This window comes from Muricoccus pecuniae (assembly GCF_014199205.1).
In the GTDB taxonomy this organism is placed as follows: domain Bacteria; phylum Pseudomonadota; class Alphaproteobacteria; order Acetobacterales; family Acetobacteraceae; genus Roseomonas; species Roseomonas pecuniae.
Map to the genome: position 1 here is coordinate 1 of NZ_JACIJD010000047.1, position 12,949 is coordinate 12,949.

A 12,949-nucleotide genomic window follows, 5' to 3' on the forward strand; every position below is an offset into this window, starting at 1 on the left:
GGCAGCAGCGGTTCCACCACCGCCCAAAGGTCATCAGCGACGAGGAGTGCCATCTCTCCCCAACGCCTCAACCCAAGTTTTGTCCCGAGCTTTAAGCCTCTCGACCAGCGGCACCGGCAACCGGCGTTCCCGCTCGATCTGGTCCCGCATTCCAGCGATGGTGGGGCCGAGATCGGCGGCTGCCTGGATTAGCCGTGCCGCCTCGAACCCGGTAGCTCCTCCGGATGGCATGGCCGATTTCCTGCCGGGCTCTTGTTTCGAGTGGCTTACGATTTGCGGCTAGGGACGGCCAGTGCAAGAGAAATCGTGTCGGCCTGCTGACCGAGGCGGCAGCGGGATTCCTTCCCGGCGGTGGACGTGCCGAGTGGGAACCTGTTGCGGCGTAGCGCAGACGATCAGGCCGAACTCGCAAAGGCGACCGCAGAACAAGAAAAGGGAGCCAGCCCATGTCCGGAAGATCTCAGGTTCGAGACTACTACGCCACCCAGGATATCGTCCCCCGCCTCCTGGCAGCGCTGCGAGTTGTCCAGGGCGAGGACGCGCCGGTGACGCCCGACACGCTCGCAGTCGTCGGAGTTCTGCTGGTCAGACTCGCTCGTCAACTATGTCCGCTTTTTGGATGCGGACTGTGCCACTCGGAGGACCGACATGGGCGCGAAGCTGCCATGACGGAGACCGGTTCGAAGCGGGCCGGCTGCTAGCGTCGAGCTAGTGTCCCGACTCTGAAGTTCCCATGCACTTTGCCTGGACGGTGAGGGTGCGCTGGCAGAAGCGCTGGACGGCGGCGAGGATGTCGTCGGCGTTCTTGGTCCAGGTGAACGGCTTCGGCTCGGCGTTGTGGGCGTCGATGTAGCCCTTGATAGCGGCCTCGAGCTCCGCCGTGGAGCGGTGCGCGCTCCGCCGGATGGCGTCGTCGGTCAGCAGCGCGAAGAACCGCTCGACCTGATTGATCCAGGAAGCCGAAGTCGGGGTGTAGTGGACGTGCCAGCGCGGCCGCTTGGCGAACCAGTCGCGGACGAGCTTTGTCTTGTGGCTCGAGGCGTTGTCCATGACCACGTGGATATCGAGATCCGCCGGCACACGGGCCTCGACTGTGTCGAGGAAGCGGCGGAACTCGGCCGCCCGGTGCCGAGGCATGCACCGGCCAATGACGGTGCCGGCCTTCACGTCGAGCGCGGCGAACAGCGATGTCGTGCCGCAGCGCTTGTAGTCATGCGTGCGCCGCTCGACCTGGCCGGGGCGCAGCGGCAGCAGCGGCTGGGCGCGGTCGAGTGCCTGGATCTGGCTCTTCTCATCGACGCACAGCACTAGGGCGCGCTCAGGCGGGCTGAGGTAGAGGCCGACGATGTCGCGCACCTTCTCGACGAACCGCGGATCGGTCGAGAGCTTGAAGGTCTCCACCCGATGAGGCTGAAGCGAGAACGCCTTCCAGATGCGCTGCACGGTGGACGGCGCCAGTCCGGCCGCTTTGGCCATGCCGCGCGAACTCCAGTGCGTCCGCCCCACCGGCAGCGTCTCCAACGTTGCGGTCACCACCTCGGCCACCTTCTCGTCGGTGACGGTCCGTGGGGCACCTGAGCGGGGCTCGTCGGCCAAGCCGTCCAGCCGTTGCTCGGCGAAACGGCGCCGCCAGGTCGCGACCGTCATGCGCGCCACCCCGAGCCGCTCAACGATCGCCAGGTTACTCAGTCCCTCCGCGGCGAGCAGCACGATCTCCGCCCGCATCGCGTCGCCACGTGCCACCTTCCGGCGGCGCAGGCGGGCCTCCAGTTCGCCGCGCTCGGCTGCCGACAACTCAATCCGAACCGCCCTCGGCGCCGCCATGGCCGAACTCCGCTGCCGAACGCAGGGAATCACAGCCAACCCGAAGTGGCTAGCTATCTCTCGGCCAGGACACAAGCCTGGGCCGTCGCGAATGGCGACGGCCCTATGTGTCAGCTGGTCCAGAAGCCTGCCGGTCTCGCCACGGCCAGGAGGTCAGCCCAGGCTGATCCCGGTGTCGCGGACGAGTCGCTGGATCAGCGCCCGCTCGCGCACCAGCCGCTCGCCAAGTTTGGCAGGCTCTGCGGCGGTCGCCTCTGCGCCGATCTCGGCGAAGCGGCTCCTCACCTCGGGGTCGGAGGTTGCGGAATTGATCGCCTCCTCCAGCCGGTGCCGCGCCTCCTCCGGCGTACCGCTGCGGCAGAAGATGGCGTTCCAGCTGGTGATGTCGAAGTCGGGGATACCGGACTCTGCGATCGTCGGCACGCCCGGGATGCCGCCACGCTTCGCGCTCGTGACCGCGATCGGCACGGCGCGCCCGCCCTGCACGACGGGGTTGAGCGAGTTCGCGGTGAGGATGCCCGCCGGGAGTGTCCCGGCCGCGAGGTCGCGCGCGACCTCGGAGCCGCCGCGGTAAGGGATGTGCTCGAGCTTCACGCCGGCCTGGTGCGCCAGCAGCGCGCCGGCGAGATGGCCCGGGCTGCCGACCCCCGGCGTGCCGTAAGAGGTACCCTCTCGGTCCGCGCGCGCCTTGTCGATGAAGCCCTTGAGGTCGCGCACGCCTGCATTCGCCGGAACGGCGAGGATGTAGGGGACATCCGCGACGTTGCCGACGGGCGCGAAGTCGCGCTCGTAGTTGAAGGGGGTGCTCCGCTGGACGAATTGAGCGACGACGAAGGAGGCTGCGTCGAACAGCAGCGTGTGTCCATCGGCAGGGGCGGTGGCGACTGCGCCCGCGGCGAGCGTGCCGCCAGCGCCACCGCGGTTGTCCACGACAATGCTCTGGCCGAGCACTGCCGCCATCTTGGGGGTGATCAGGCGCGCGAGGGTGTCGGAGTTGCCGCCCGGGGCGAAGGCGACCACGAGGCGGATGGGCCGGTTGGGAAAGGTGCGCTGCGCTCTTACCGCAGGCGCGGGCAGAAGCGCGGCGCCGGCCAGGGTGACGAGATTACGGCGGGACGGGGCGAGATGCGGCATGGCGGGCCTTTTTGAAACGGCGTCGGTCGTTGGTGAGGCGGGGCTCAACCCCGGGTCAACGGTTCCAGCCCCGTCCGGCGCAGCGCCGGAGCGGCCTCGGGTGAGGCGAGGAAGCGGATCAGGGCCTGCGCGGCTTCCGGCTGTCGCGAGTTCGCGGTGATGACGGCGCAGAAGATGGTGGGAGGCTGTACCTCCTCGGGGATGGTGCCGAGATAGGTGACGCCGGGGACGGTGATGATCTCGCTTACCTGTTGAAAGCCGAACTCGGCGTCGCCGCGGGCGACAACGGCGGCCACGCGCTCGGAGAGGATGCGGCGGGACTTCGGCATCACCTGGTCGTGGATGCCGAGCTTCCGGTACATCTCGTTCTCGATATAGACGCCGCTCGCGCTGGCCGAATAGGCGATCGAGCGGGCGTTCAGGAGCGTCTGGCGGAAGGCGTCGAGAGTGGAGATGTCGGGCTTCGGCGCGCCATCCTTCACGCAGGCGCCGATGAGGGAGCGGGCGATGTCCACGCGGCTGCCAGGGCGGATGAAGCCGCGCGCCTCAAGCGGGGGGACACCGCCATCGGCGAGGAGGAGAACGTCGGCCGGCTCGCCGCGGGTGAGGCGCTGGGGGATGGCATCCGGGGCGGCTCCCATGGAGGAGGCACCGACTGAGGTGAGAGTATGGCCGGTCGTGCGCTGGAAGTCGGGGGCGAGGGCGAGATAGGCGGCGTTGAGGCCGCCAGAGGAGAGAACAGTGAGCTCGGACGCGGCGGCGCGGCGGGCGAGGAAGGGCAGCGAGCCAGCGCCGACGAGGAATGCGCGGCGCGTGGCGCCACTTGGGATGACTGAACTCATGGAACGTTCCCTCTCCGGCACACGCCATATCCTAGTCGGTTTCTACAATCTTCCAAACGGCGCCGGCCGGGCAGGCAAGAGCAGCCGCGAACGTTACGGCGCCCCTGGACGTCAGTCGCGTGCCGAAGGAGGGCTGGAAGGACGACTACGAGCATCGCTCCGAGGTCGCAGTGATGTCCGAGACGTAGCCAGTGAGGCTATCCTGTCCCATCTATAAAGCATGGGAACCATCTCGACAGACGCCCAGATTTTATTCTGATCTGAACGGTGTCGGCTATCGTGATGCCCGGACACGCCCTGGAAGACGATCCAGCGGCAGGCATCCCAGTCCCCCGGCTCAAAGGCGTAGCGCGCGAGGGAGGAGTAGGTCGCACGCAGCCCTTCGCCGGCATGGTAACCAGTGGCCATGACGGTGTCGCAATCCCCACCGACGGGCGCGCAGGGCGGGTCCAGAAGGGCAGCACTGTCCGGGAAGAGAGAGGAGAGGGGGTGACGGGGCCGCGGCACGTGGAGTGTTTCCCACGCGGCGCCGTCAGCGCCGTCCCCGGCTGTCTCCTCCAGCGCCTCGCGCAGTACCCCGGCCCAGTCCTGCCCGCCAAGCAGCGCGGTGTCGTCGTCCCGGAGCAGGGTCGGCACGGCCCACCAAAGATGCGTGAGGATCGCGGAGGATGCCATCAGAGACCCGTGATGCGGCAGGGGGTCGGACAGGCTGCTCAGCCGCGCCACAAGCCGGGTGGCATGTAAGCGGAGGCGGCTATACGCCGCGGCTTCCTCCGAGGCCCCGCGCATCGCGCCGTCCCACGCGACGATCCGGTCGCGGAGCGCGGCAACCGGGCCGGACAGGTCGAGCGGGATCAGCCGATCCCGGAACAGGCGCGCGGGAAGGCTCTCCACATCGCCGAAGATCGCCTCCATCGCGCCCATGTCCGGCCGCTCCAGCGCCTCCAGCCGCGCGACGATCCGGCGCGCCCGGTGCGGCGGGTGGCAGTCGGTGGAGAGGTAGGGCCAGCCCCTGTCGGCCACGACGCGGTTGTTGGCCGTGACGATGATCCCGGACGACGGGTCGATCTGGTGTGGCATGTGCTCGAAGGGCACCTCGCCGCGCCAGTCGTGCTCCGCCACCCAGCCCGGAACGGGCAACCACCCGTTCGCGCGGGGGCGGTCCGGCACGATGGCCCGCACCCAGTGGGCGATCGCGCCCGCGGTGTCGGCCGCGACCATGTTGTGGTCGATCAGCCCCCAGCCGCGCGTCGCCTCGCGCAGTGCCTCCACCCCGCCCGCCCGCAGCATGCGCGGCAGGCAATCGAAGGAGCGGTCCGGCGCGTCGAACTGGGCGGAGCGAAGGGCGAGCGCGTGGCCGGAGCGCGGGTCGCCGGCGATCACAGGCCCGTGGCGCGTCTCTGTTACCGTCAGCGCCACGTCGTCGCGCCCGCGCACCCGGATCGTCTCCCGGCGCTGCCGCACCGCTTCCCACCCGCCAGGCGTGCGGACTTCCAGTCCGTCCTCCCGGAAGACCTCCAGGTAGAGGTCGTGCAGGTCCATGAAAGACACGGTGACACACCAGGCCACCGCCCCGTTATGGGCCACGTGGGGAAAGCCTGGCACGCCCGGCACGGTCAGCCCGATCGCATCGAAGGTGGCGCCGGCGATGTGGGCCTGGCTGTACATGGCAGGCACCTCCAGCTCGCGGTGCGGGTCCCCCATCAAAACAGGGCGTCCGCTCGCGGTCCGCGTGCCGGAGAGCGCCCAGTTGTTGCTGCCGCCGGCGGTGAGGTCGGGCGCCCCCGTCCGCAGCAAGTCGGCAATCGCCTCGCGCAACTCGGCCAGCGGCATTCCCGGGCGTGCCGCCTCGGCCGCCCAGGGCGTGCAGAGAAGTTCACAGCCGCCATCGTCGTAGCGCAGTTTGCCGACGTGCTCCGGGCCCAGCACCGGGAGGGCCGCGGCGCGGAGCAGCTTCATCCAGACCGAGCCCATCAGGAAGCCGATCTGCCGCATGACGGCGATGGAGTGCCAGGGCTCCCACCGCTCCGGCGCGGCACCGAGGAGCCGGTACTCCAGCGGTAGCTCCCCGGGGAGGGCGAGGAAGGCGTTCACCCCGGCGGCATAGGCTTCCAGCATCGACTGCGCCTCGTCGCCCAGTGCGGCGAAGTCCCGCAGGGCGGCGGCCTCGGCCCCCACGATGCGGGCCAGCCTGTCCGAGGCCACCCCGCTCTCCCCCACCCATTCCGCCCAGCGCCCGACCGCCTTGCGGCGCATCATCTCCATATGCCAGAGCCGGTCCTGCGCGTGGGCGAAGCCGAGGCCGGCGAAGGCGTCGCGGTCGTTCGCCGCGCGGATGTGGGGGATGCCCCAGGCGTCGCGCCAGATGTCCGTCGCCGTGAGGAAGGCGTCGCTGCGGACGGGACTGGCATCGGCCATCGGAGCACTCCGGTCGGTTCGGCAGCGCGGGGCACCGCGAGAGGCATCTCTGCGCCGGAGGGCGGCCCCGTGTCTTGGCATGGGAATACAGATGCTTGACCGAAAGGCCCGGGGGCGCGGCATAATCCTTGCTGCGCCGAACCCTGCCTGTAAAACCATCGCCATTCGTCATTGGCAGGAGAGGGGGGCGCAGAACCATGTTAAGCGCACCGCCCGCGATCAGCACCGTCCTCGCTGCCACCACCACGGGGCTGGAGGACTTCATCCGCCGGCTCGGCGGGGACGCGGAAGGCGTGCTCGAACGGGCCGGGCTGGGCTGCGGCCAGGCCGCGCGGCCGAACAGCCCCATCCGGCTGGACCGCTACTGCCTCGCCATGGACCACGCCGCCGTCGCTACCGGAAACGACAATTTCGGCCTTTGGTTCGGACAGCAGTTCGCCCCGCAAAGCCTCGGCCTCTGGGGCTATCTCGGCTGCGCCTCGTCCGATCTCGGCACGGCCCTGGCGAACATGGCGGCCGCCTTCCCGCTGCATCAGGCCAACAGCCTCTTCGCACTGAAACGGCAAGACGGGCTCGCCGTCCTGCGCTACGCGGTGTGCGACCCGCGCATTACCCGCCGCCGTCACGACGCCGAGCTGTCGTTGGGGATGTTCCGCAACCTCCTGCGCGTGGCGCTCGGGCCGCGCTGGGCGCCGCTGGAGGTGCACTTCGCCCATCCGCGCCCGGAGGGCTGGATGGAGCACCGCGAGGCCTTCGGGGCGGAGACCCTCTTCGAGCAGCATCACAACGCCCTCGTCTTCGACGCCTCGCTTCTGGCGACGCCGATGCCCCAGGGCGACGCCATGCTGCTCAACGTCGTCCGGCACAGCCTGGAGCAGCTGCGTGCTCAGGGCCCGGTTCCTCCCGCGACCCTGGGAGAGCGGGCGAAGCTGGTCGTTGAGACCTTGCTCCCGGACGGCTACCCGCGCCTTGAGGAGGTCGCCCGCGCCCTGGACCAGCCGAGCTGGACCTTCCAGCGCCGCCTGGCGCAGGAGGCCACGACCTTCAAGGATCTAGTGGAGGCGGTTCGCATGGAAGCGGCGCCCCGCCACCTTGCGGCAGGGCAGCTCACCGTCTCCGAGGTGGCGTTCAGGCTCGGCTACTCGGAGATCAGCGCCTTCTCCCGCGCCTTCTCGCGCTGGTACGGAATGCCACCCCGCCAGTGGCGCCGGCAGGCCGGCTGAGCCGGCCTGCCGGTGCGGCTACGCCCGGCGCACGTTCCAGAAGGCGGCGAAGCCGGGCAGCACGCCGGTGAGGCCACGATAGGCCGTCGGCTGGATGAACTGGCCGAGCGGCAGGTAGGGCACGTCCACCTCCAGGGCCTGCCGCTGGATGTCGCGCGCCACCGCCTGCTGCGCGGCGAGGTCGGGGGCTGCGAACCACTGGTCCCTCAGCGTCTCGAGCCGGTCGCTCTGCAACCAGCCGAAGAAGCCGGCATTGCCGCGCAGCATCAGATGCCCGGCCGGGTCCATGTGGTCCGTCCCGCTCCAGGCGGAGCAGTACATGCTCCAGCCGCCGCGGTCCGTGGGTTCGCGGCTTGCGCGGCGCTGCACCACCGTGCCCCACTCGGTCGCCTGGTAGTCGACCGACATGCCGATCCGCTGCATGACGTCGGCCAGGATCTCGGCCGGCACCTTGGAGGTGGGCTGGTCGGTGCCGGAGAGCAGGACCATTTTCTCCCCGGCATAGCCCGCCGCCTCCAGCGCCCGCCTCGCGGCGGCGGGATCCCGCCGGCCTGTCAGGGTCCCCATCCCGGCGTCGCTCGCCATGGGCGTGCCGGGGCAGAAGACGCCGACCGGGGTACGGTAGAGGTTGGGGTCGCTGCCCGCCAGCGCCTCCATCACGTCCTTCTGGTTCACTGCGCCGAGCACTGCCCGGCGAATGGCCGGGTTTTCGAAGGGCTTGGCGGCCGCGTTCATCCTCGCCGTAACGATGAGGCCCGTGGGGTCCGTCACCTCCACCCGCACGTTCCGGTCCCGGCGCAGCAGGGGGATGAGGTCGGCCAGCGGGAACTCCCACCAGTCCGCCTCGCCGGAGCGCAGCGCGGCGGCGGCGGTGGAGGGGTCGGGCACCACGTTCCACTCGACGCGGTCGAAATGGGCGATCTTCGGGCCGCCGGTCCAACCGGGCGTGCCGCCCTCGTGAGGCTTGTAGCCCTCGAAGCGCCGGTACACCGCCCGCGCGCCCGCCATCCGCTCCTCCGCCACGAAGCGGAAGGGGCCGGAGCCGACCATCTCTGTGATCTGGGTGAATGCGTCCGTCCGCGCCAGCCGCTCCGGCATGATGGCGCACATGAAGGAAGGCGCCTTGCCCAGCGCGTTCGGCAGCAGCGGAAAGGGCGCCTTCAGGCGGAACAGGACGGTGCGGTCGTCCGGCGCGCTCAGCTCGTTCGTCGCGGCCAGCAGGGCTTGGCCAAAGGCGTCGCGCCGGCCCCAGCGCTGGATGCTGGCCACGCAGTCCCGGGCCAGTACCGCGCTGCCGTTGTGGAAGGTGAGGCCGGGGCGCAGGACGATCCGCCAAGTGCGGCCGCCATCCTCCGTCGTCGCGCCCTCCGCCATCTGCGGCACGGGGCGCAGGTTCGCGTCCGTGCCGAAAAGCGTGTCGAACACCATGTAGCCGTGGTTGCGCGTGACGTAGGCGGTGGTCCAAACGGGATCGAGGGCCACGAGGTCGGACTGCGGGATGAACTTCAGCACGCGCTGACCCTGCGCGGCAACGAGGGCGGGCCGGGACAGCCCCGCTCCGGCCGCGAGGCCGAGGGGGGCGCTGAGGAGGGAGCGGCGCTGCATCGCGAGGGTTCTCCTGGAAGTGGGGCGTCAGGCGGCCAAGCCGCGGCGAAGGTAGCCGTCGGCGAGGTAGCGGCGGGCGATGGCCACGGAGTCCGCGACGAAGCCGGGAGCAAGGGCGCACGCCTCCGCGGAGTGGGTGTGGGTCGCGAACCAACCGACGAGCAGGAGGCGGCGCAGCAGGAGCATGGCCGGGGCGGCGGCGAGGTCCGCCGGGTCCAGGGGACGCACCGCGCGATAGCCCCGCAGCCAGGCGGCGACGATGTCGTCCAGATCCTCGCGCTGCTCGATGAAGGAACAGGCGCAGGCCAGCTCGTAGAGGTGCCAGCCGAAGCCGCAGTCGTCGAAGTCGATGAGGCAGGGCCCCGCCGCGTCGACGAGGATGTTAGCCAAGCGCATGTCACCATGGATCAGGCCCCAGCGGCCCTCCGGGCGGCCGTAGGCGGCGATCTCACGCCGCAGCTTCGCGTCGGCCGCCTCCAGCACCGCCCGGGCCGCCTCGCCGATCTCCGGGTTGTCGCGCCAGCAGCCCCACATGCCCTGCGGGCCGATCGCCGTGTCCACGTCCCAGTCCGGGCGGACGAAGCCCGGCGGCGGCGTCCATCCCGCCGCGTGCGCGTGCAGCCGCGCCGCCACGCTGCCGAGTTGCAGGAAAGCCTGCGGCAGCCGCGTCTCGTCAGGCGGCGCGCCGGGTACGAACTCGAACAGCACGGCGAGCTGGGTCCGGCCGGGCGTGCCGAAGGCGCCGATCGGCTCGCCCGCCAGGGTGGGAAGGACCGCAGGGGAGCGGAGCACCGCGTTGTCGCGGAGCGTGGCGATAAGGCTTAGCTCCGATCCTATCTCCTCGCCCGTGCGGTAGCCCGGGCGGTGCAGGCGCAGGATGCGGCGCTCGCCTTCCGGCAGGTCGACCCGGTACACGGCGTTTTCCGAGAAGCTGAGCAGGGTCAACGGGGCATCGGCGGGCAGGCCGTAGAGAGGCAGCGCCGCGGCCCCGTTCGCCTCCCAATGCCAGTCGCCCGCGGCCCAGACGGAGGCGGTCCCGGCCGTCACCGCAGCGTCTCCGGCCTGCTCGCCGCCACCGCGTCCTCCAGTCGCTCCAGGATGTCGTCCACCTGCGCCGCGGTCAGCAGCAACCCCGGCTTGAACTGCAGCACGCTGGGATCGAGGGTGGAGAAGATGGCCCAGACCCCACGCTCGTAGAGGGCACCCATCACTGGCTTGGCGCCTTCCGGGTCGGCGAATTCAAGCCCGATGATGACGCCTTCCTGCCGGATACCCGTGAGCCAGTTGCCGTGCCGCGAGCGTATATCGGCCAGCCCAGCCGCTATCCGCCCCGAAACCATGGCGACGTTGGCCACCGTCTTCGGGTCCAGGGTGATGTCCAGCACCGCCATCGCCACCGCACAGCCGAGCTCGGATCCGGAGAAGGTGGACATGTGCGCGAAGCCGTCGCGCTCCAGCCAAGCGCTCGGCGCCTCGGCCATGATCAGCGCGCCGATCGGGTAGAGGCCGCCGCCAAGGCCTTTGGAGGTCACCAAGATGTCCGGCACGACGCCGTGCCGCGAGATCGCCCAGAGCTCGCCGGAGCGCATCAGCCCAGTCTGCACCTCGTCCGCGATATAGAGGGCGCCCGTCTCCTCGCAGAGCCGCTTGACGGCCGCGAGGTAGCCGGGGCGGGGCATGGGGAAGCCGTAGGTGGCCGGGATGGTCTCCATGATCACCGCCGCGACTGGCGCCGCCCGCAGCGCCGCCGCCATGGCCTCGAGGTCATTCAGCGGGACCTGCGCGAACTCGTCCGGCCGGTCCGCGTGGAACAGGCGTGAGAAGCGCTCGTCCCCCGTAGCGACGGCGAGGCCGGTGTGGCCGTGATACGCCTTGCGGAGCGAGACGATGCGGCGCCGCCCCGTGGCGAAGCGGGAGCTCTTGATGGCGAGGTCGATTGCCTCGCTGCCGCTGGTGGCGAAGGCGACCCGGCTGAAGCCGGGTCCGGCCGTCTCGATCAGGCGCTGGGCCAGGGCGGTGCGACCGGGCGCGGGGAAGTGGTGGTTGCCGATATCCACCCGCCCCGTCGCCTCGACAAGGGCGTCGACCAGCCGGGGGTTGCGATGGCCGAGGTTGTAGGTGCCGCCGTTCAGGTGAACGTCGATCAACCGGTGGCCATCGATGTCCGTCAGTTCGTAGCCCTGCCGCTGGCCGATGACGAGCGGCACGCCGGCCTGTTGCCAGAAGCGGGTCTTGTCGGGGTTCCAGTAGCGGGCGGAGGCGTCCAGCATCGCCGCTTTGTCCTGGAAGCCGAGCAGGAAGGGATCGGGCATGGTCCAGCCTTGATGCGTCACGGTGCCGTCGGGCACCTCGGACATGCTAGGGAGGCGGGCCGGAAAATGGATTGATCGGCGAGGACGGATTCTTGATCCGGGAAAGCAGAGGCGCAGAGGTCAAGCGTGCGAAGACCTTCGGAAATCACCCGTAGGCATCTTTCTCCGAGTTCATCCTTTTATAGCTGAGCAATCCGCATGCAGCAGATTATTGAGGAAGAAGGTTAGGCACGATAATGGTCTAAATTCGGACGTGCGGGGCGACGACAGTGTGACCAACCCCGAGCGCGGCTCCGGCAAGGAGCAGGCTGCCGACGAGGCCCAACGCATAAAATGCAGGCAGGGCAACGAGGGGTAGCAGGTCGGGAATGGTCGGCCCCTGCTTGGGTCGGGGAGGCGAAGGTTTCACTCACGTGGCCCTGTCATCCTGCGCCTCCAGAGTGTTCTAGCCGGTTCGGGTAAGGCGGAGTGACGTTGCCAACTCGGAGACTGGTGTACCGCCCATGCTCTTGGTCAGGTCTGCCGCGACGCGCAAGAGCACCGGGGTAGCGGCATCTGCCGCTTTGCGCGTGAAGCGCGTGATCGGCCCCGTCAGGCACAGTGCTCCGGCGAAGTGAGAACCTGGCCCGAAGACCGGCGTCGCCATGCTTGCTGAGTGAGGATCGTTGGCAGCGGCTGTGTAGAACGGGACCGGTGTCCTCACGGCCTCCGGTGGGAGTGGCACGGCGCCAAAAAGGCGAAGGACTTGAGCGATCGAAGACCCATCCATGGGTAAGCGATCGCCCTGCCGCACATGCAGGCGGAGCGGGTGCGGAGAGTCGACGCGAAAGAGGCAAAGGCGCTTCTGACGATCAGCAACGTAGAAAGCGGCACTCTCTCCTGTCTCAGCTACTAGAGCTTCTAGTGCGGGCATGACATGCGCTTCAACGCGGAAGCTTTGCTGGTACAGCGAACCCAGGCGGAACAGTTCTGCGCCTAATCGGTAGGATCCGTCCGGGAGGGCACTAATGAAGCCGTGTTCTTCCAGCGTCAGGGTCAGACGCATGATGGTGCTCTTCACCAACCCTGTACGCTCGGCCAGCTCTGCCAGAGACACGGCATCGTCGCCCCGGCGGAACGCCGAGAGTACCGTCAGGGCGCGGCCGGCGGATGCCACGCCCTCCAGTGACGGCTTTGTGCGAGAGGAGCTGGTCATTCCTGTATCGATAGGCCGGTGAACCTGCCCCATCAAGCCGTACTCCCCTTTTCAGGCATGAGAGTGGAGGCCCAGCCCTGGCGCTGGAAGATTGGCGTGCAAAATACTGCCTGTTTCCGAATCCGTGATGAAGAGCTCGGCTGTGCCTGGTCGGAAGGCAAGGTTGGTGGTGGACCATCCGCCACAAGAAGCGATGCGTGCCAGGGGTTCCGCCCGGGGCGAGAGGCGCCAGACTGTACCAAACCCTGAGTGACACACGAGGAGGCAACCTTCCGCGTCCAGGGCCATCCCATCCGGCCCACTCGGCCCACCGTGGAGGTGGCAGAAGATGCTCGCCTTCGTGACGCTGCCATCGGCGTGCAGCGGCAGGCGCCAGATCTGGTTGGCGCGCGTGAC

General features: G+C 69.3%; 11 protein-coding genes. 2 read left to right on the forward strand and 9 right to left on the reverse strand.

The features are described 5' to 3' along the window. Positions 1–192, forward strand: a 192-nt coding sequence (locus tag FHS87_RS23535; protein ID WP_221300308.1) for a hypothetical protein, incomplete at its 5' end; no start/stop codon positions are given. Between the two features lie 516 nt (positions 193–708). On the opposite strand, the gene FHS87_RS22450 is transcribed toward FHS87_RS23535, so the two are convergent. The 4 genes from FHS87_RS22450 to FHS87_RS22465 all read right to left on the reverse strand — a co-directional run bounded on the left by FHS87_RS22450 (position 709) and on the right by FHS87_RS22465 (position 6,218). After that, positions 709–1,824 carry an IS630 family transposase gene (locus tag FHS87_RS22450; RefSeq protein ID WP_184521890.1) on the reverse strand — a complete coding sequence of 372 codons (1,116 nt, stop codon included), beginning with the start codon at positions 1,822–1,824 and terminating at the stop codon, positions 709–711. Positions 1,825–1,977: 153 nt separating this feature from the next. Next, positions 1,978–2,958: a Bug family tripartite tricarboxylate transporter substrate binding protein gene (locus FHS87_RS22455; protein ID WP_184521893.1), complete on the reverse strand. Its 981-nt coding sequence runs from the start codon at positions 2,956–2,958 to the stop codon at positions 1,978–1,980. A gap of 44 nt (positions 2,959–3,002) precedes the next feature. Continuing rightward, on the reverse strand, positions 3,003–3,800 hold the full coding sequence (locus FHS87_RS22460) for a molybdate ABC transporter substrate-binding protein (protein ID WP_184521896.1): 798 nt from the start codon (positions 3,798–3,800) through the stop codon (positions 3,003–3,005). A 111-nt stretch (positions 3,801–3,911) separates the two neighbouring features. Continuing rightward, the gene (locus FHS87_RS22465; RefSeq protein ID WP_184521899.1) at positions 3,912–6,218 is read right to left on the reverse strand and encodes a penicillin acylase family protein; all 2,307 of its coding nucleotides are present in this window, start codon (positions 6,216–6,218) and stop codon (positions 3,912–3,914) included. Positions 6,219–6,415: 197 nt separating this feature from the next. Here FHS87_RS22465 and qhpR point away from each other — a divergent pair, with 197 nt between their 5' ends. Then, a complete protein-coding gene (gene qhpR / locus FHS87_RS22470) occupies positions 6,416–7,441 on the forward strand; it encodes an AraC-like transcriptional regulator QhpR (protein WP_184521902.1) in 1,026 nt (341 codons plus the stop codon). Between the two features lie 18 nt (positions 7,442–7,459). Here qhpR and FHS87_RS22475 read toward each other — a convergent pair whose 3' ends face one another. The 5 genes from FHS87_RS22475 to FHS87_RS22495 all read right to left on the reverse strand — a co-directional run. Further along, positions 7,460–9,046 carry an ABC transporter substrate-binding protein gene (locus FHS87_RS22475; RefSeq protein ID WP_184521904.1) on the reverse strand — a complete coding sequence of 529 codons (1,587 nt, stop codon included), beginning with the start codon at positions 9,044–9,046 and terminating at the stop codon, positions 7,460–7,462. A gap of 27 nt (positions 9,047–9,073) precedes the next feature. Beyond that, complete coding sequence (locus FHS87_RS22480; protein ID WP_184521907.1) at positions 9,074–10,093, reverse strand: phosphotransferase enzyme family protein; 1,020 nt, start codon at positions 10,091–10,093, stop codon at positions 9,074–9,076. Next, on the reverse strand, positions 10,090–11,394 hold the full coding sequence (locus tag FHS87_RS22485; RefSeq protein WP_312862077.1) for a class-III pyridoxal-phosphate-dependent aminotransferase: 1,305 nt from the start codon (positions 11,392–11,394) through the stop codon (positions 10,090–10,092). The genes FHS87_RS22480 and FHS87_RS22485 overlap by 4 nt, the downstream gene beginning before the upstream one ends. A gap of 409 nt (positions 11,395–11,803) precedes the next feature. Continuing rightward, entirely contained in the window at positions 11,804–12,553 is a 750-nt protein-coding gene (locus FHS87_RS22490) for an IclR family transcriptional regulator (protein ID WP_184521909.1), read from the reverse strand. A 51-nt stretch (positions 12,554–12,604) separates the two neighbouring features. After that, on the reverse strand, positions 12,605–12,949 hold a 345-nt coding region (locus FHS87_RS22495; protein WP_184521913.1), incomplete at its 5' end, for an SMP-30/gluconolactonase/LRE family protein.